Below are 18338 nucleotides of genomic sequence, written 5' to 3'. Positions count from 1 at the left end.
TGATTTCCTATGACTGTGGACTTGTTCGGAACCACCGGATGAGACGGGTCAGACGATGATGGAGGATCAGACGTGGCGGTAATCGTGACCGGAGCCAGCGGCTTCATCGGTGGCGCCATCGCCCGTGCCCTGGCGACCAGGGATGAGACGGTCTATGCGCTGGGGCGACGCGACCCGGAGATCCCGGGTGTGAACTTCCAGGCCTGGGACCTCACCGAACCTGCGTCCGAGGCGGTGAAATCACTGGCGGCGAAGACCACAGCGGTCTTCCACTGCGCGGGCATCGCCGAAGTCAGTGCCGACGACGATGAGCTGTACAAGGTCAAGGTCACCGGGACCAGGAACGTGCTCGACGCATTCGCGAAGGCGCGCATCGTGCACATCTCCTCGACGACCGTCTACTCCACGAACACGCCTCATACGGATCTGTGGGAAGAAGCCGGCCCCAAGGACCCCAACGACTTCCACGACGCCTATTCCAAGACGCATGCCCTGGCAGAGCAGCTCGTGACACGGATCCGTCCCGACGCTGCCATCCTTCGCCCCGCCGCGGTCTATGGCCACGGCGAGACGATGCTCATGCCGTATCTGAGCCGAGTGGCGAAGAAGGGAGTCCTGCGACTTCCCGGCGGCGGCAGGCAGAAGATCACCCTGACCCACATCGACAACCTGGTGCGCGCGGCGATCGCCTGCGTCGACGTGCCGTCGGCCTCGGGCCCGTTCAACATCGGCGACCCGACCCCGTACAAGCTCAAGGACGCCGTCTCCACTCATTTCGCGCGCATGGAGTACGAGCCCGTCGTCATCGAGGCGATCGCGAAGGACAAAGCGCTGTTCACCGCGAAGCTGGGACTGAAGATCAAGACGTTCTTCAAACGGGGCAACCGCGCGGAGCTCTTCCTCGTCGAGTACCTCCAGTACGATCGCACGTACAACCTGACTCGTCAGCAGCGAGTGCTCGGAATCTCCACGACACAGTTCCTCCTGCCCTCACGATTCCAATAGCCGCACAGCTACGCAGAGTTCACCGCTTGAGTCCGTGCTGGCCGGCGACGATCCGTGACATCAATCCGCGTGGGAGTGCGCGTTTGAGCAGGAACGGCAGTGGTGACCGGCTGCCCACAGCATAGAACTCGCGAGGCCTGGCCGCTTCGATGACCGTGACGATGGTCGTGGCGACGGCCTCGGGTGAGATTCCCTGCCGTTCGTTCTCGTCGAGGTGTTTCAGCATCGCGGTCACATCGTCGGTGTAGACGGAATCGGGGGAGAGGTACTTCGTCCGTCGGTTGCCGATCCCGGTGGCGATGGATCCGGGTTCGACGACGCTGAGCCACACTCCGAATGACGAGAGTTCCTGGCGCGCGGCCGTGGTGAATCCGCGCAGGGCCGCCTTGGATGCGACGTAGGAGCTGCGATGTGCCAGGGGGAAGCTGGCGAGCATGGAACCGACCATGATGATCCGACCGCGACGCCGCGTGCGCATGCCAGGCAGGACGAGTTGGCTCAGGCGGACCGGTCCGAAGACATTGATTTGAAAGAGCCGATTGATGGCCTCGGACGGCAGCTCCTCGAAGGGGCCGGATTGGCTCTCACCGGCGTTGTTGACGAGGACGTCGACGTTCGCGACTTCAGCGCCCAATGCTTCGACGCTGTCGGGATCGGCCAAGTCGAGCCGAAGATAGCGCACACCGGGAGTTCGCTCGGACTGCGGAATCCGCTCCGGGTCGCGACTCGTGGTCAGAACCATGCACCCTCTGTCTGCCAACATCTTCACCAGTGCAGCTCCGATCCCTGAAGTGCCGCCGGTGACGAGCACCGTGAGGTTCGTGTTCGCCATTTTCAGCGCTCCGTTCGTTCCACGTCAGTTGCCTCGTACCCGCCGGCTTCCGAACGTCCCGCCACGGCTCGTCCGGCTCGCATCCCGGAGAAGATGCACCCGCCCAGGAAGGTTCCCTCCAGCGCGTTGTAGCCGTGCATTCCTCCGCCGCCGAAGCCCGTGACCTCACCGGCGGCGTAGAGTCCGGGAATCGGTGTGCCGTTTCCCCCGATCACCTGAGCGTCGAGGTTCGTCTCCAAGCCGCCCAGAGTCTTGCGTGAAAGCAGACTCAGTCGCACCGCGATGAGTGGTCCGTGACCAGGGTCGAGGATCTTGTGCGGTTTCTGAACCCGCACGATCTTGTCGCCGAGGTAGTTCCTGGCATTGTGGATGGCCTGGACCTGCGCATCCTTGGAGAATTTATGATCCATCTGCCGATCGCGTTCGACGATCTGGTGGACTAGGTGGTCATGATTGATGACGGGCCCCCTGGACCGCTCATTCATCCCGGCGACCAGTTCTTCGGTGGTGTCGGCGACGACGAAGTCGGGACCGAACCTCTTGAACGCTTCGACCGGGCCGGGAGCATCGGAGGATCGGGCGCGGTCGAGGGTCACACGCCAGTCCTTCTTCGTGATGTCGGGATTCTGCTCCGAGCCTGAGAGCGCGAACTCCTTGCGGATGATCGACTCGTTGAGCACGAACCACGAATAGTCATGCCCGGTCGAGAGAATGGTCTTCATGGTCCGGTTCGTGTCGAATCCGGGATAGTTCGGGGCCGGGAACCGATTGCCTTCAGCATCGAACCACAGTGATGAGGGTCCCGGGATGATGCGGATGCCGTGGTTCGGCCACACGGGATTCCAGTTCTCGATGCCCTCTGTATACGCCCAGATCCGATCTCGATTGATCAGGCTCGCACCCGCCTCCTCAGCGATGGAGAGCATCCGACCGTCGACATGAGCGGGCACTCCGGCGAGCATCGTCTGCGGGAATTCGCCGAGGCGTTCGACCGGCCAGTACTGGCGCATGAGTTCGAAATTGTGTCCGATGCCGCCGCTGGTGACGATGACTGCGAGGGCGCGGAGTTCGAAGTCTCCTACCTCGTCACGGTTCGATGCGAGCCCCCTGCCGGTGTGGCTGGGGGCGAGCGTCCGCCCGCGAACCCCGACGACCGAGGGGCTAGCACCAATGCCGCTGTCCTCGACGAGGAGCTCGTCGACACGATGCCGGAATCCCATCGTCACGAGACCCGCGGATTCCGCCCGCTCCACTGGCTCGCGGAAGATCCGGACCACCTCGGGGCCGGTGCCCCAGGTGAGGTGGAACCTCGGCACGGAATTCCCGTGTTCGGAAGCGCCCGACCCGCCGCGTTCTGCCCAGCCGACGACGGGTGTCAGGCGCAGCCCTAGGTCATGGAGGTAGCGGCGCTTCCCCCCGGCGGCGAACTGCAGATAGGCCTCGGCCCACTGCCGGGGCCAGCGATCCTCATCCCGGTCGAATCCCGCCGAGGTGGCCCAATCTTGGCGCGCCAATTCGAGCGAATCGCGGACACCGAGCCGGCGCTGCTCGGGTGAGTCGACGAGGAAGAGCCCGCCGAGAGACCAGAACGCCTGACCACCCAGGTTCGCCCGATTCTCCTGGTCGAGGATGAGTACCCTTTTGCCGGCGAGGCTGAGCTCATGGGCGGCGACGAGTCCGGCCAGACCTGCCCCGACGACGATGGCGTCATAGGCTTCGACCGGGTCAGGGCCATGACCCGTGTCAGAGTTGAGCGCCTCGTCGCGGGCAGTGGTCGGAGAGGTGGTTCCCAAGGCGACTCCTTCGTCGATGTGTGGGTGGGGCCCGGTGCTGCGAATCCTGGGGGTCGTGCGACCCGTGCCTACTCAGACTACTGCCCCCGGGACTGCTGCCTCCAAAGTCTGCAGGAGAGTTTCAGCCGTTGAGCGTCGAATCCAGCCAGGCAGCAGCAGCGGCGAAGGAATCGTCCGTCGTCGTGGGGTCCAACGGCACCGTGGTCATGGAGGCACTGGGGTAGCTGCCGAGGAAGCTCAGACTCCGCGTCACTCGGTGGACTCCCTGCAGCGCATCGGCCATTCTGGACTCGTGCACATGGCCCAGCAGATCGATCGAGAACTGGTAGAGCCCGAGCCCGTCACCGGTGGGCCGAGATTCGATGCGCGACATGTTCACACCCCGACTGGAGAACTGCTCGAGCATCTCCAGCAGGGCACCGGCGCGATCTGATCGCAGTGAGGCCACGATGGTGGTCTTATCGGATCCTGTCGGCGCGGGAACAGCACCGGGACGAGTGACGACGACGAAGCGGGTCTCAGCGTCCTGACGTTCTCCGATGTCATTGGCAAGGACCTCGAGGCCATAGCGTTCGGCGGCCAGAGCTGGGCACACTGCCGCCACATGGTCGGCGGCGTCATTGGCCAGATCTCGTGCAGCCGCGGCCGTTGACGAGGTCGGGAGGTAGACGGCATCGGGGAAGTTCGCAGCCATGAAGGAGCGGACCTGCGCCTCGCCGTGCGGGTGGGACCCGAATGAGGTCACTGTGCTGGGGTCGGTTCCCGGCTTCACCGCCAGGACGAAGCGCACGGGCACCACCACCTCGGCGATGATCTGCAGCTTGCCATGATCGGTCAGGGCATCGATCGTGGCGGGCACCCCGCCTTCGATGGAGTTCTCGATCGGCACGACCGCGGCCAGGCAGTCGCCGTCGAGGACGGACTCCAGGGCGGCGACGGCATTGCGCATGGGCTGGGTCGACGCGCTCGAGCGCAGGTCCTGGGCGTCGAGGTACTGCAGCAGTGCGGCCTCGGTGAATGTGGCTTCGGGACCCAGATAGGCGTAGCGATCGGCGCTCACTTCGATGCTCCCTTCGAGCTGTGCGAACTAGGGCCACTCAGCGTCGTTCCACGCAGTTTCTTGGCCTGCAGGCGGCGAGTGACGATGGCACGTGCGACGTCGCGGTACTGGGCGGCACGGTGCATCTGCGCCTTGAGATCCTTGCCGGTGACGCGGTGGTGGAGGTCGCATTCGACCTCTTCGACACGCAGTCCGGCGTTGATGACGTCGATCGTCATGGCTGCTTCGACTCCCCATCCGGCGGCGAAGGGCAGTGCCGCGTCGAAGGCCTCACGGCTCAGGCAGCGCATTCCCGACAGAGGCTGGGTCGCTTCGAACCCGCTGAGTTCGGCGATGCCCTTCTTCGCGAGTCCGACGACGAAGCCGAATCCGCCGCCCTTGCGTTTCTGCGCGGGCAGGATCGCGATCGTCATATCGGCGTCACCGGCAAGGACAGGTGCGGCGAGCGGGGCCGTGCTGATTGCCGAATCTTCGAGGTCGCCGTCGATGAAGAGGAGGGCGCGGTGGTCCGGATGCTGGTCGGGATCCGAATCGGAGATCTCACGATTGCGGATCGCAAACGCGCCGGTCATCATGGCCGCGGCCTTGCCCTTGTTCTTACGGTGGGTGACCACCTCGGCGCCGGCCCGGCGAGCCAGAACTCCGGTGTCATCGGAAGACCCGTCATCGACGACCATGATGATGTCGACACCGGGAATCTGCTTGGTGCTTCTCACGGTCGCTGCGATGCGGTCGGCCTCGTTCATCGCGGGGATGATGGCGGCGATCGCTCGTGGGGCCGTCTCCGAGGACGGGGTGTTCGACTCTTCGGGCATGGAAACTCTTCTCCTGTCCGCCGTCGCCGCCGGCGAGCTCGCGCAGGGGCTCACCGGCGGACGTGACGACAGAACTCAGTGGATGGTCAGCTGACGAGCGACGATGCCTGAACGCGCACGGCGTGCCTCAGTGGTCAGAGACTCACCTGAGTTCAGGGTCGCATCGAGGCGCTTGCCGAACTCGGCGATGGGCTCTTCGATGTCGTCGACCTGTGTGCCGAATTCGAGTTCCCAGACGGGCACGATGATTCCGTGGGCCCGGAAGTATCCCAGGAAGGTTCCTGGGCCGCCGAGGTCGTTGAGGCCCTCGACCTGCAGGCTCGCGAGAGCGTCGACGATCGAATCCTCGCCCTCGGCACGAGCCCAGCGGACGTAGGTGCGGCCTGACATCTCGGTCCAGTATGCGGACTTCACCGAGGCGATCCTCTCCGTCGGTGAGATGGAGTCGTTGGCCTGTTCGAGAGCTGCGGCGACATCGGAATCCGTTTCGGCCTCTGGCAGCTTCCAGTATTCGAAGGTTTCGAGTACGCGGATGTCGAACGGGTGGTCGGTGTCGAGGATGTCTTGGAGACGCGGACCCTGACCTGGCTCGGTGGTCGCTTCGATCGTGGTCCCAGGCGTCGCCTCGGCGGCGGCGAGGATGCCGTGGGCGACGTCGCGGGAGGCATCGGTGGAGGACACCGGCACCTGCATGCCGGCCAAGAGCGCACCGTCTTCACGGTGCCAGGCTTGCCACGCGGCGGGCAGCAGCGAGGTGATGGTGATCTCCTGACCACCGAACTCCTCTTTCAGCTTCGCCGAGGCGGTCGCCGCCGGCACCAGCTCCCGCAGGCAGATGAGGTCCGCCTCGAACGGCAGGCCCTCGAACGGACGTGCAACGAAGGCCGTGGCCTGTGCACGTGCCAAACGCTTGGCAATGAGATCTTCCTTGGAACGCTTCGACTTCTTACCCATGGGAGACAAGTCTAGTCGGTCTGGCGACTCAGGACGCATCCCGTTTGCCGAGGTGAATCAGCGTTGCCCCGCGACCGGGATGAAGTAGCGGGTGGTGTTCGACTCATCCATCGTCACCTGCAGTTTGTCTCCTGGGTGCGGAAACGCTGACTTCTCGGGGTTCTCCGGTGTGAGTCCCAAGTTCTCCAGGCGGATGATCCCGTGCCGACCAACCTCATCGGCGGCGAGGACATAGGAATGATTGAGCTCACGGATGGTGACCTCGATCGACGGGACGTCGGCTGCGGCATCGAGATTCTGTATAGTCCGCGGTGGTGAGGAGTTCCCCATCCCCAAATAGGCTCCGACGTCGTCGGCGATATAGCCGGCAACCACATCGGCCTGGGCCAGGAGGCCGGAGAGGACGACGGAGAGCCGCTCCTGCTGGGCATCGGACTTCAACGCCTGACCGGGTTTGAACAGATGTTCCTCGGCGAGCACGCACCACGCATCCTGCATGACGGTGCGCAGCTGCAGTTCCACGAGCACAGACGGCTCGGCATCGAAGGGGACCTCGACGATGAGATGGCGCCCGCGGTAACCGGACGGTTTGGGCTGGGCGGAGTATTCGCGCACCTCGGCGACGGAGAGATTCGATTCGTCATTGCTGTCAGTGAGGAGATCCCAGAGCGCGCTCTGCTCGCGCTCGGTGCGGCACACGGCGCGGGCACCGACGACATCGATGACCTGGTTCTCGACCTCGACGGCTTCGTGGATCTCGTCATTGGCATCGGCAAGCTTCCGGCGCAGCTTCTCTCCGGCCCGCAGCCGATCTTTGATCCGACCGTTTCCGACGGTGACTCTGTCTCCCGACAACAGCGCGGAGCCCGAGCACGCGGCCTCGACCCAATCATTGACCGTCTCCAGGGCGGCCCTCCACGTCGACTCACGCCTCTCGTAGGCTTCGTCGACCAGTTCGCGGACTGTTGCTGACATCCTCGTCACCTTCCTAGCTCCTGATTCAACTTCACCAGAAGACGAGGTGGATGTCCATGCTTTCCTTGCGAAGCTTTCTTCGCGAATGCGCAGCGCTGTTCTCCGGAACCCTGCTCAGTGGTCAGCTCTCGGCGGGGAGGTACCCGTATTCGTAGCCGCGAGCCAGCGCATCCCGGCGATTGCGGACGCCGAGGCGCGCGTAGAGATTCGACAGCTTGTTCTTCACCGTTCCTTCGACGAGGCTCAGCTCAGTCGCGATAGCGGACACAGATGACTGGGTGTCCAGCAGGGCCAGAAGCTGCCTCTGCGATGGGTTGAGCAGGGCATGACCAGCGCGGATGTGCAGTGTCTCCCCGAGTTTCAGCAGTCGTTGGCGAAGCTCCTCGCCGGGAGTGGACCCTTCGTCGGCGTTGGGCCCCTCGTCGGGATTCGACCCCTGACTGGGCCAGCCGATGGACCCATCGCCGAAGCCGGCGCTGTCGGAATGGGGCTGGCCAGCGGGGGCGAGTGCGTCAGCGGAGTCGGGCACCTCGGTGGCGCGGCGACCCGGCGCGAAGACTGGTGCGAGCAGGTCCCACTCGGCAGCCTGAGAGCTGCGCTGGAGCAGCTGATCGCGCAACGACTTCGGAATCAGTGCCACCGGGATGAGGCTGGCGGTGATCCTGCAGTACTCGAGCGCGTCGACGAACGCAGAATCCGACTCGACAAGTTCTCCCTTGCCCAACAGACTGGCGGCCTGGACCGCCTGGGCAGAAGCCTTCGCATGCAGGTCGACCGGCTTCTGAGACAGGACCCGGTTCGCCAGGTGCGCCGCGGTGCTGTGTTCCCCGATGGTCAGATGGAGCTGGGCTCTGGCCAAGATGATGTAGGGCGCTTCGGACTCGGCGTCGAGGAGGACGTTCTGGGCGAGGTGAGTCTGGCCCTGCGCGAGATGGATGCAGACGAGGATGTGCTGCAGCGTGTGGCGGAGGATTCCGTCGGGCGGCAGGGATGAGCGGTTGGTGTCGATGACCTGCTGCAGACGTTTGCCCTCGATGCTCACCTCACTGCCCAGAATGCCCAGCAGCGATCTGTACTGAATGACGCCGATCCACGAGTGATGACCCAGCGAGGGGTCGGCCAGCCGCTCGGAGTATCGACGTGCCGCGTCGAGGTCCAGAGAGTCCATGGCGCGGATCATGCGCGCCAGAGTGTAGGCGGCGAGCGCGTGAGGGCTGCTGAACCGAGTTCGGTCCTTGAGTTCGTCGAATTGGTGCAGGTGAACGTCACTCGATGGCCCATTGCCGAGCATCGCGTGCGCCAGGGCACTGTAGGCGTGCGCCGGAAGCAGCAGATAAGGCGAGGATGCGGTTGCGAGCTCTGTGATGATGATCGACCGACGCAGCTGTTGGACACTGTCGGTGAGGTCGCCGACGAACATGGCGGTGATCCCATATTCGAGGTGGAATCGTGCTTCGCAGAGCCGACTGGGAGCCGACTGGAAACGTCGATCATCGCTGATGAGTTCCTGGGCGAATCGGGCCAGCTGAAGGCCCTGGACGGACCGACCGAGCAGCCTCTGGCGCCGCATCGACGCGATGGCCATGGTCATGATGTCATCGACGGTGAAGTCGCCGTCCTTGATTCTCTCCATCTGCGAGTCAAGGGCCGGGACAGCAGCATGCTCGAAGTTGACCTCGTTGAGGACGGTCAGAGCATCGCTGACTCCCAGGTGCCGTCTGACTTCCTCGACCTGCAGACAGTCGCCCATGGCTTCGGCCAACACTGCCGAGTTCTGCGCCTGGGCCTCAGGGACCTTCGAGAATGCCTCGATCGTCGCGTCGAAATGGTCGACCATGAGCGCATGACCCCGGTTCGCCCAGAGATCGGACAACGCGTTCCAGTCCCCGGCATCCGCGACCCGTCGGAGTGCCTCGGCGAAGCCCTCGGAGTGATAGGCGGCCGGAGCATTCAGCCATTCGGCTGCGCTCACCCCCAGCGAGCGCCGCGACCGTGATTCGCTGTGTCGATCTCTGTCATCGTAGAGCCGCCTCAAGATCGTCCTCATAACCGCCGGGATCGTGTGCTGGCCGGTGCGGTCCAGAGTGGGGAGCAGCAGACCCTCTTCGGCCAGATGCGCAGAGAGGTCCGCGATGTCGAACGGATCAGAACCTTCTGGCGCAGCCGGGACGGGGAACGACCTCAGGCATGGCATGGCACCGGCGGCGATAGCGAGGGTGTCTGCGTTGATGTCGCGCATGAAGGAGAGCAGATGGGCCAGCCGCAGCTCGGGGCTGTCCGGTGCCTGATGTCTGATCTGAGCCAGCACGTCGGCGGCGAGGAGATCCGAATAATGGTCGGCATCGACGCTCGAGAGGCCATGTCCCATTGCATCGGCGCCCTGCAGAACGGCTTGGCCCGCGAGGAGGTGGCCAGACGTCTGCAGAAACAGGGCCTTCCATACGTACTCAGGCAGATCGGGTGCGAATTCGGTCAGGCGGGTCGCGAATGAGTGAGCGGTCGTTTCGCGTTCGCCGGGAAAGATTCCATCAGTGGGCAAGGGGGGTGTCGGGGGAGGGGGAACGCCCTGGTCGGCGGAGTTATACATGGTTGGGGACCTCTGGCAGTGGGGATTCAGGGATTATCTACCACTAAGTAATGTATCCGATCTCTATGCTCGAATTCTGGTTACTCAATGTAACGTCGCTGTGATTTTCACTAAGTCTGTGTTCAGCGATGTCTTTGCTCGCTAATGGGAAATGAGCGGCGACACGTTGTTCTTAGGATCACTGGTGAAGTGGTGTTTCGTCAATGCTGCTCTGCGGCGGAGAGAGGGGATCGCGGAGACAGCTGTGGGGTCGAGGCTCGACCGGGGAGGGCGCCCGGTCTGTCTGGGGCCGCTAACGCGGTGCTGAAGCCGCGGCTCACACCTCGTAGTCGACGATGACGGGAGCGTGATCGGACGCACCCTTGCCCTTGCGCTCCTCACGGTCGATCTCTGCGCCCGTGGCCTGCGCTGCCAGGGACGGTGAGGCGAGTTCGAAGTCGATGCGCATGCCCTTCTTCTTGGGGAATGCCAGCCGCTGGTAGTCCCAGAAGGTGTAGACCCCAGGGCCGGGAGTGAACTGCCTGGTGACCTCCGTGAGTCCTGCGTCCAGGAGAGTGTTGAAAGCCTGACGTTCAGGTTCCGAGACGTGGGTGGCTCCCTCGAATTCCTCCATGTCCCAGACATCTTCATCCAGAGGTGCGACATTGAAGTCCCCGCAGAGGACGAGTTTCTTATCGGGATCATCGCCGAGCTGCGCAGCGATATCGGCAGTCAGTGCCCGATACCATTCGAGCTTATAGGCGTAGTGCGGATGGTCGACTTCGCGACCATTGGGCACATAGAGCGAATACACTCTGACTCCGCCGCAGGTGGCCGACAGGGCACGGGCCTCGACCACGGGCTCTTCACCGAACGAAGGGATGCCGGCGAACCCGATCTCGGGATCCTCAATGCCCACTCGAGAGGCGATCGCCGCACCATTCCACTGATTGAGGCCGTGGAAGCTGACCTCATAGCCCCGGGATGTGAACAGGTCCTCGGGGAACTGCTCATCCTTGCACTTGAGTTCCTGGATGGCCAGGACGTCGACGTCTGAGCGATCCAGCCAAGCACCGATTCTGTCATGTCGGGCGCGGATCGAGTTCACATTCCAGCTCGCGATTCTCACGCTCCCACCCTAAGCTGTCCCGGCCGCAGGCCCAAGCTCAGAGCACAAACCAAACTCAGCAGGCCGGAGCCGGCAGATGACGCACTCACCGGCCCCATCACCTCGGCGCCGGTGAGGTACCGATAATCTGGGGTCATGCCTGAAGCACTCAATGAACACCTCGGTCACGATGGTGCCGCCTGCCCCGACTCCTACTATGTGCGCACGGCGCCGGAGACCTTCGTCTCGACGCTGCACAGTCAGGGCGCGTGGCAGCCGGGTGAGCAGCACCTGGCCCCGGCCGCCGGGCTGGTGTTGGCAGAGATCGAACGCCGGCTGCCCTCGGACAAGATGGTTTCGCGAGTCAGCTTCGACATCCTCGGCGTCATCCATTCGGGAGAATTCACCATCGACGTCAATGTCATCCGACCTGGCCGGACCATCGAACTCATCGAAGCGAGCATGCGTCACGGGGAGCGCACGAGCGTCCACGCCCGGGTCTGGCGCCTGCTCCCCAGTGACACGACGAGTGTCCTCGGCGACGAATGGCCAACGCTGCCGGAGCCCGAAGATGCTCCCGAGACCCCATTCACCGGACGGTGGGGCGGAGGATTCATCGCCTCCCTTGACGGCGGCCAATTCCCGGATGCCCGTCCCGGTTTCGCCCGGACCTGGCTCCGAACTCCGTATCCCCTCGTCGATGGTGAGGACGACCCCGCAACCGCTGCGTTCGTGAAACTCATCGACACCGCCAATGGTCTGGCCGTGAGAGAGGATCCGAAGACGACGTTCTTCCCCAACGTCGACCTGACCATCCACCTCACCCGGGTCCCCGAGTCCGGCTGGGTCGGCTTCGACACGAAGGTTGCGTTCGGGCCCACCGGGAGTGGCGCGACCACGAGTGTGCTCAGCGACATGAACGGGCCGATCGGAACCGCGGCGCAGTCGCTGACTGTGCGTGTGGGCCAAGGCGCGAAGTGACGCGACCGCGCGCACTGATCACCGGTGCCAGCTCCGGGCTGGGGCGCGGTTACGCACTCAGTCTCGCCGCCGAGAAGTATGACCTCGTTCTCGTCGCCCGGGATGAGCCCCGCCTGCGAGAGCTGGCAACGAGCATCGAAACCGAGAACGGCACCGTCGCCGAGGTGGTGGTGGCCGATCTGTCCACTCGAACCGGCATCGACGCCGTCCGCACCGTGATCGAGGCCTCGCCCGTCGATCTCCTCATCAACAACGCCGGGTATGGCCTCAAGCAGGGTCTCCTCGAATCGGAGATGTCGGAACTGCACGACCAGGACATGGTGCTCACCGGGGCGGTGCGCGAACTCTCCCTGGCAGCGGTCAAGGAGATGCGTGCCAGGGGCAGGGGCGGTCTGATCAACGTTTCATCGATGGCGGCCCTGACCACGATGGGACAGTACGCAGCGTCGAAGATGTCGACCCTGGTCTTCACCGAAGCCCTCGCCGGCGAACTGCGCGGCACCCAGGTCACGGTCACTGCCGTGCTGCCCGGGTTCATCAGAACCGAATTCCATGAACGCCTCGGCGTCGAACGGCCGGGCCCCGGCTGGATCTGGCTGAGCGTGCAGCAGGTCGTCACCGCATCCCTGCGCGATGCGCGACGAGGCAAGGTGGTCTCCATCCCCGGCGTGAGCTACGGATTGGCGGCACGAATCGCCCGCTTCGTTCCCCGCCCTCTGGTGCGCTGGGGATCGGCCGGATTCTCTCTCAGCAGGCGAGGCGATTGCTGAGCTTGCAACAGTGGATTTGCGACGCGCCGCATGAAGTTGAGTCTTGAATTATTTTGAGCTGGCCCTCTGACCTGGGATTATATCGGGTCTGAGGGGTCGCTGAACTTCCCCATCCCGATTCAGACAGGGCAGAACAATCTTTACAAGTAGGATCGAAGTGTGATCCAATAATGGTGTTCGCCCGGTGGGGATCGGGTGAACATAACGGACGTATGGGGATGCGTCCGGGTACTCGAGGGGAGTGCTGCGAGGACCCCGGGATGTCGCGATTACGCGCCCCGGGGTCTTTGTCATTCACATCTGAGACCCTGCCGTCTGAGCGTCGTCACAGCTGAACACTGCGCTGCTTTCTCTGACGTGACCTGGCGATGCCGATCTCCACTCCCACGGCGGAAAGCGGAACTCCGAGAGCCTGACTGCAGTTGTGGGTCACGCGATCGGAGATGTCGGCGACGACCGCATCGATATCTGCTCGCTCATCGACGTCGACATGGAGGAGCAGCTCGGGGCTGCGGGCTGTTCCTCGCAGAATGGCCTGGGCATCCACGACCTCGGGAGTGAGCTCGAGATCGTCGACCACAGCCGCAGCGATGACATTGGCATTGACCGTGGTCACTCCGGTCCGAGCATCTTCCTGCATGCGCAGCGGCTTTGCAGAATCCTTCCGCGGCACCTGCGCAGCAAGCCACCGGATGCCGATGACCACGAGGAGCACTGCCACCACCAGAGCGATGACAGCCGAGAACGGCAATGCGAGGACGGCGGCGACCGGCTGCAGCTGACCATCGGGGGTCAGCCCGGGTGCAAGGGCGGGGGCCAGGCCGAGGCTGATCGAGAGTACGGCGACTCCGACGATGAGGCAGAGCAGACCGACGATGATGAGGCCGGTCCTGTTGGCGCCTGCTGCCATGCGTCTCATGCTTGCCTCCTCTGTGCGCGCACCTTGACTGTCGGCGTGCGGTCGAATGCAATCTGGCTGAAGCGCTGCGAGACAGCGGCGTCGACCTCAGCACGGATCTGGTCATTTTCACGCACCGGGGTGGAGAAGGTGATGTTCGTCGACGAAGCGTTTGATGCAGCGCGCACGCTCGAGACCCCGTCGACGGAGTCCGCGGCGGCGGCCGCCAGGTTCGACAGTGCCGAGGTCGGCAGAACGACTTCGAGGCGTCCGATGTGCTCGGTCGCCTCGGCCCGGTAGCCGATGATGCGCTTGGCGCCGGGAGAGATACCAGCGATCGTGAAGATCAGGCCCAGGATCAGCAGGGCGGCTCCCACCGCGATGACCGCTGCGGCACCCCACTGTGTGGCGCCGAGGTCGGTGAACCCGGAGAACCCGGACGTAAGCGCCGAGTCACCAGAGCCGCCGACTGCGATTGCGGCGATCGCTGCCCATCCGAGGCCCACTGCAAGGGCCAGGATGATGAGGGAGACGATGACGGCAGGCATGATGCGTGCAGGGCGTGACCGAAACAAGCGTGGACTCATTGCAGATTCCTCACTGAGCTTCCGGACCCCGAGGTGTGGGGTTTGAGCCATTTGACCGTGACATCGACCTGACGGACGTTGACCCCGGTGAGTGCTTCGACATCGGTGCTCAGACGACGACGGACCGATTCGGTCGCCTCTGTGATGGGGGACGGGTACGCCAGGCCCAACTCAACCTCGAGGGTGCAGCTGCGACCCGACAGGGTCACATCCACGCTGGGGCGGCTGTCGAGGTCAGCGTTCGAACCGAACCTGAACAGGCCCGACTTCGCGCCGCCGACCCCGGGCAGGCCCTTGAGGATCTGGGAGGCCGTCTTCTCGATGACCCGGTCAGCGATCGTGAGGCCACCACGTGATGAAGCCACGATGCTACCTCCGGGTCGTCGATCGCGAACTGAGCGCGCTGAGATCGAGGCGCCCGTCGAGGACGAGGCCGATGACCAGGCCAAGTCCGCCGCAGATGGCAACGATGAGGAATGCGAGGAATCCTCCGAAGTACGCAACGATGCCCAGCGTCAGACCGACAAGCAGGCCGACGAGTGTTTTCGACATGACAATCCTTCGTTTCAGTTGAGTTCGACGGTGTCGCCGGAACTCTGCTGGTCATCGTCATCGCCCGGGAGGTGGACGTCGGTGACCTCGATGTTGACCTCGACGACCTGCAGGCCGGTGCCCTGCTCGACGGCGCGGATGACGTTGCGGCGGATCGCCTCGGCGACCTCGACGATTGAGGTGCCGTACTCGACGACGATGGTGAGGTCGATCGCGGTCTGCTTCTCACCCTTCTCAACAGAGACGCCGCCGGAGACGTTGGTCTGCGAGCCGGGGATGCGGTCGGCAAGGGTGTCGAAAGCGCGGCGGGCCGCGGTTCCCATGCTGTAGACGCCGGGAACCTCACGTGCAGCGATGCCGGAGAGCTTGGCGACGACGTTCTCGGCGATCGTGGTGTTGCCCATGTCGGTGATGAGAGGGCTGCGCACCGAATCCTCGGCCGTGGACTGCTGGGAAACGGTGGACTGCTTGGCTTCAGGCATTTCTATTTCCTTATCGTTTCGATTGCGCTTTCATCAGTACAGACGCGGACTGGCTGCGATCCTCACGCACGTGTGCAGAAAAATTCCTGTGCCGACTCCGAAGGGACATTCCGGGGCGCGGTGTTCGTCCTTATTACGGTTGCAGTCGCATACGATGTGGATATGACAAGGCACGATGATCGGTTCGATATCGTCACCCTCGTCGTGCGTGCGAGAGAGGGCGATATCGATGCCTTCGAAGCGTTGGTTGATCGATATGAGACGAAGCTCCTGCGATTCTGCCTGCGTACGCTCGGTGACCGACATGATGCGGAAGACGTTGTGCAGGACACGCTGGTCCAGGCGTGGAAGTCGCTGAATGCTCTGTCCGAGCCAGCCGCGTTCGGAACATGGATCTACCGACTGGCATCGAACAAGTGCACCGACCTGTTGCGCAGGAGGATGGCCAGGCCCTCGGATGTGCAAGACCCCGACGATATGAGCATCCACGCGGACGGGCGGGTATCGGTGGAGAAGTCCGTCGAGGCGCGTACCGCTCTGCAGCATTTCTCAGCCGTTCTCCAGACGCTCTCATCGGAACAGCGAGTAACCTGGGTGCTCCACCAGATGGAAGGCCTCAGCTACGCCGAGGTGGCCAAAACTCTGGGCATCAGCGAAGGCAGTGTGCGTGGCCGTATCCACAGGGCTCGCACTGCCATCATGGAGGGGATGGAAGGATGGACATGAACGAACATGTCAGCTCCGGCACTGAACCCGATCCGACGAGCTCCGAGTCCCACCAAGAGACAGACGCCCAGCTTCGCGGTGTCATCGACGAATACATGAGCACGTTCCAACCCGAACCTGAAGACACCGCGGGTGTTCGTGAGCGCATCCTCCAGCTGGTCAGAGACGACCTGTACCGGGGCCCCTCCACCCATCTGCAGACCGAGCATGGGCATCCGTTCGCGATCTCCACCGCCTCGGTGCGGTCGATTGTGCGCAACGCCGTCGACTCGGTGGACGGGATCCGGGCCCGCAGCGTTGATGTCGAGCCCGCCGGTGTTCCCGAAGGCAGCGCGGCGACGGTGTCGTTGACAGTGGCCATGCGCGCCGGCATCTCCTTCGCCTCCACCGCCGATGTGATTCGCCGATCCGTATCCGCCGCGATCCTGGCCGAATTGGGGATCCCCGCGGCACGGATCGATATCAATGCTGAGGATGTGTACGTTGACTGAACGTGACGAGGAGATTGTGGAGTCCCTGCGGCTCGCGGACTCTGTGACCTCGATCGACGGTGTCAGGGCGCTGGCTCCGGGACTTCATGCCCTGGTCGCCACCGCCACAGCCAAGGTGCTGCGCCGCACCGGCGGTGAACCTGTGGGTGTCGATGTGACTCGGGGCGGTGACGGGGTGAAGGTGAGGATCGATGCCCACCTTGACCACACCCGCTCGGTCGCCGAGGTTGTCGATGAGATCTTCTCGGTTGTCGAGGCCGACATCGCACGCGGGGCTGTGGAGGCCGGCGGACGGCTCGACATCGATCTGCGCGTCGTCAGCAGGGGCTGAGCGCAGCGTCGCCTTGTCGCCTGTCAGGCGGCTGGGTGGTGTGCTTCGGTGTGGTTCGTGAATAGCAGAGTGCCGGAGCCCGCTGACGGGTTCCGGCACTCTGTTCGGGCTCAAACGGTGTTGAGTCCCGCACGTTTCAGCGTGTGATCAAGCGTGATCAGTCGACCTTCTTCTTGCCCATCTTGTTGGTGATGAAGCCCCAGATGACGAGCACGATCAGCGAACCGCCGATTGCGCACAGCCAGGTGGAGAGCGAGAAGAACTTGTCCATTTCGGCGCCGAAGATCGCACCGCCGATCCAACCTCCCAGCATGGCGCCGATGACGCCGATGATGAGTGTGGCGATCAGTCCGCCGCCTTGCTTGCCCGGCAGAATCGCCTTTGCGATAGCGCCGGCGATGAGTCCGAGGATTAGATAAGCGAAGAAACCCATGAGGCTCACATCCCTTCCATAGAGTTGCTGATCGGGTCTGTAAAGTCGACCTGTCATTAATCTTAGAGCCGATTCTCTTGAAACTGACAGTATCGCCCGATTCTTTATGACATCGGTACAGACGGTGGAAGTGATGAAACCTCACGGACATGTGCGATTCGAGTGCAGTGATCCCTGTCACCGCCACCTCGGCGAGGGAGCGGGTCGTGCTTGGTGACTTCGACCCGCCCCGCGCGGGAAGACGGCCCTGGTCTGCACAGCGGAGTGGGCCGTTTAGACTTGGGGGCATGACCGACAGTGCAGACACCCGCCGACAGTTGCTCGACCTCATCGACGAACTCGCCGTGGTTCGTGGCAAGGTGACCCTCTCCTCAGGCAGGGAAGCTGACTATTATCTGGATCTGCGCAGGGTCACCCTCGACCATCGATCCGCTCCCTTGATCGGTGAGGTGGTGCTCGACCTCCTGGCGGCCGAGGGCCTCCTGGAGAAGGTCGATGCCGTCGGCGGTCTCACGATGGGTGCTGACCCGGTCGGCACCGCAGTCATGCACCGCTCCGTCGTTCGCGGCACTCCGGTGGACTCCTTCGTCGTCCGCAAAGAGGCGAAGAAGCACGGGATGTCCCGTCGCGTTGAGGGCCCGGATGTCAAAGGCAAGCGGGTCGTGGCGGTCGAGGACACCTCGACCACGGGCGGTTCTGTGCTCACCGCGGTCGAAGCTCTCAAGGAGGCCGGCGCCGAGGTGGTAGCTGTGGCCGTGGTCATTGACCGCGACACCGGCGCCAAGGAACGGGTCGAAGCAACAGGAATTCCGTATCTCACGGCGATGACGACAAGCGATCTTGGGCTGGACTGATTCGTTCGTCCAAGCTTCTCGGACGGATCTCTGCCCGTCGATCACCAGCTGGGACTCGACTGGCAATTCTGTCGAAATCACGGTCCTGGTTTGAAACATCGTGGTCGAATCAACACGATAGATGA

The 18338-nt window shown here is 63.5% G+C and carries 21 protein-coding genes; 7 read left to right on the top strand and 14 right to left on the bottom strand.

What is annotated here, in order from left to right; all coding sequences use genetic code 11:
- The first annotated feature begins 72 nt into the window (after positions 1–72).
- Positions 73–1005, top strand: a complete 933-nt coding sequence (locus INT40_RS07585) for an NAD-dependent epimerase/dehydratase family protein (protein ID WP_193095844.1) — start codon at positions 73–75, stop codon at positions 1003–1005.
- A 19-nt stretch (positions 1006–1024) separates the two neighbouring features.
- On the opposite strand, the gene INT40_RS07580 is transcribed toward INT40_RS07585, so the two are convergent.
- The 8 genes from INT40_RS07580 to INT40_RS07545 all read right to left on the bottom strand — a co-directional run bounded on the left by INT40_RS07580 (position 1025) and on the right by INT40_RS07545 (position 11129).
- Positions 1025–1837: an SDR family oxidoreductase gene (locus INT40_RS07580; protein WP_193095843.1), complete on the bottom strand. Its 813-nt coding sequence runs from the start codon at positions 1835–1837 to the stop codon at positions 1025–1027.
- Between the two features lie 2 nt (positions 1838–1839).
- Complete coding sequence (locus INT40_RS07575) at positions 1840–3540, bottom strand: FAD-binding dehydrogenase (RefSeq protein ID WP_193095899.1); 1701 nt, start codon at positions 3538–3540, stop codon at positions 1840–1842.
- A gap of 211 nt (positions 3541–3751) precedes the next feature.
- A complete protein-coding gene (gene pheA, locus INT40_RS07570) occupies positions 3752–4690 on the bottom strand; it encodes a prephenate dehydratase (protein ID WP_101571474.1) in 939 nt (312 codons plus the stop codon).
- Entirely contained in the window at positions 4687–5505 is an 819-nt protein-coding gene (locus tag INT40_RS07565) for a glycosyltransferase family 2 protein (protein ID WP_193095842.1), read from the bottom strand. The genes pheA and INT40_RS07565 overlap by 4 nt, the downstream gene beginning before the upstream one ends.
- Before the next feature lie 75 nt (positions 5506–5580).
- Positions 5581–6459, bottom strand: coding sequence for a DUF5926 family protein (locus INT40_RS07560; protein WP_193095841.1), 879 nt, complete (start codon positions 6457–6459; stop codon positions 5581–5583).
- A gap of 57 nt (positions 6460–6516) precedes the next feature.
- Entirely contained in the window at positions 6517–7434 is a 918-nt protein-coding gene (locus INT40_RS07555; RefSeq protein WP_193071535.1) for a GTP pyrophosphokinase family protein, read from the bottom strand.
- 121 nt (positions 7435–7555) lie between these two features.
- A complete protein-coding gene (locus INT40_RS07550; RefSeq protein ID WP_193095840.1) occupies positions 7556–9973 on the bottom strand; it encodes a helix-turn-helix transcriptional regulator in 2418 nt (805 codons plus the stop codon).
- Between the two features lie 364 nt (positions 9974–10337).
- Positions 10338–11129, bottom strand: coding sequence for an exodeoxyribonuclease III (locus INT40_RS07545; protein WP_193095839.1), 792 nt, complete (start codon positions 11127–11129; stop codon positions 10338–10340).
- 135 nt (positions 11130–11264) lie between these two features.
- Here INT40_RS07545 and INT40_RS07540 point away from each other — a divergent pair, with 135 nt between their 5' ends.
- Both INT40_RS07540 and INT40_RS07535 read left to right on the top strand, forming a co-directional pair.
- On the top strand, positions 11265–12089 hold the full coding sequence (locus INT40_RS07540; RefSeq protein WP_193071532.1) for a thioesterase family protein: 825 nt from the start codon (positions 11265–11267) through the stop codon (positions 12087–12089).
- Positions 12086–12859: an SDR family NAD(P)-dependent oxidoreductase gene (locus tag INT40_RS07535; protein ID WP_193095838.1), complete on the top strand. Its 774-nt coding sequence runs from the start codon at positions 12086–12088 to the stop codon at positions 12857–12859. Before INT40_RS07540 ends, INT40_RS07535 begins: the two co-directional genes overlap by 4 nt.
- A 325-nt stretch (positions 12860–13184) precedes the next feature.
- Here the strand turns inward: INT40_RS07535 and INT40_RS07530 are convergent, their stop codons facing one another.
- From INT40_RS07530 to INT40_RS07510, 5 genes are read right to left on the bottom strand one after another with little or no spacing between them, the layout of a single operon-like run.
- Positions 13185–13778, bottom strand: a complete 594-nt coding sequence (locus INT40_RS07530; RefSeq protein ID WP_226830934.1) for an alkaline shock response membrane anchor protein AmaP — start codon at positions 13776–13778, stop codon at positions 13185–13187.
- Complete coding sequence (locus INT40_RS07525; protein ID WP_193071530.1) at positions 13775–14344, bottom strand: DUF6286 domain-containing protein; 570 nt, start codon at positions 14342–14344, stop codon at positions 13775–13777. Before INT40_RS07525 ends, INT40_RS07530 begins: the two co-directional genes overlap by 4 nt.
- On the bottom strand, positions 14341–14709 hold the full coding sequence (locus tag INT40_RS07520; protein ID WP_101571455.1) for an Asp23/Gls24 family envelope stress response protein: 369 nt from the start codon (positions 14707–14709) through the stop codon (positions 14341–14343). The genes INT40_RS07525 and INT40_RS07520 overlap by 4 nt, the downstream gene beginning before the upstream one ends.
- Positions 14710–14713: 4 nt before the next feature.
- Complete coding sequence (locus INT40_RS07515; RefSeq protein WP_101571453.1) at positions 14714–14896, bottom strand: hypothetical protein; 183 nt, start codon at positions 14894–14896, stop codon at positions 14714–14716.
- A 14-nt stretch (positions 14897–14910) separates the two neighbouring features.
- Positions 14911–15378 (bottom strand): Asp23/Gls24 family envelope stress response protein, encoded by a 468-nt coding sequence (locus INT40_RS07510; protein ID WP_193095837.1) that lies wholly within the window; start codon positions 15376–15378, stop codon positions 14911–14913.
- 162 nt (positions 15379–15540) lie between these two features.
- Between INT40_RS07510 and INT40_RS07505 the strand changes: the two genes are divergently transcribed.
- The 3 genes from INT40_RS07505 to INT40_RS07495 are packed head-to-tail and all read left to right on the top strand — an operon-like array spanning position 15541 to position 16926.
- Entirely contained in the window at positions 15541–16104 is a 564-nt protein-coding gene (locus INT40_RS07505; protein ID WP_101571450.1) for an RNA polymerase sigma factor, read from the top strand.
- Positions 16101–16595 (top strand): hypothetical protein, encoded by a 495-nt coding sequence (locus tag INT40_RS07500; protein WP_193071527.1) that lies wholly within the window; start codon positions 16101–16103, stop codon positions 16593–16595. Before INT40_RS07505 ends, INT40_RS07500 begins: the two co-directional genes overlap by 4 nt.
- Entirely contained in the window at positions 16588–16926 is a 339-nt protein-coding gene (locus INT40_RS07495; RefSeq protein WP_193071526.1) for a hypothetical protein, read from the top strand. The genes INT40_RS07500 and INT40_RS07495 overlap by 8 nt, the downstream gene beginning before the upstream one ends.
- A 157-nt stretch (positions 16927–17083) precedes the next feature.
- On the opposite strand, the gene INT40_RS07490 is transcribed toward INT40_RS07495, so the two are convergent.
- Positions 17084–17359 carry a GlsB/YeaQ/YmgE family stress response membrane protein gene (locus INT40_RS07490; protein WP_193071608.1) on the bottom strand — a complete coding sequence of 92 codons (276 nt, stop codon included), beginning with the start codon at positions 17357–17359 and terminating at the stop codon, positions 17084–17086.
- 287 nt (positions 17360–17646) lie between these two features.
- Here INT40_RS07490 and pyrE point away from each other — a divergent pair, with 287 nt between their 5' ends.
- Positions 17647–18213, top strand: a complete 567-nt coding sequence (pyrE, locus tag INT40_RS07485) for an orotate phosphoribosyltransferase (protein WP_096157689.1) — start codon at positions 17647–17649, stop codon at positions 18211–18213.
- Positions 18214–18338 lie beyond the last annotated feature (125 nt).

The sequence above is a fragment of the Brevibacterium sp. FME17 genome, from assembly GCF_014897515.1.
In the GTDB taxonomy this organism is placed as follows: Bacteria; Actinomycetota; Actinomycetes; order Actinomycetales; family Brevibacteriaceae; genus Brevibacterium.
The sequence above is the reverse complement of the archived record's forward strand: the minus strand, read 5'-3'. Positions and strand labels throughout refer to the sequence as shown.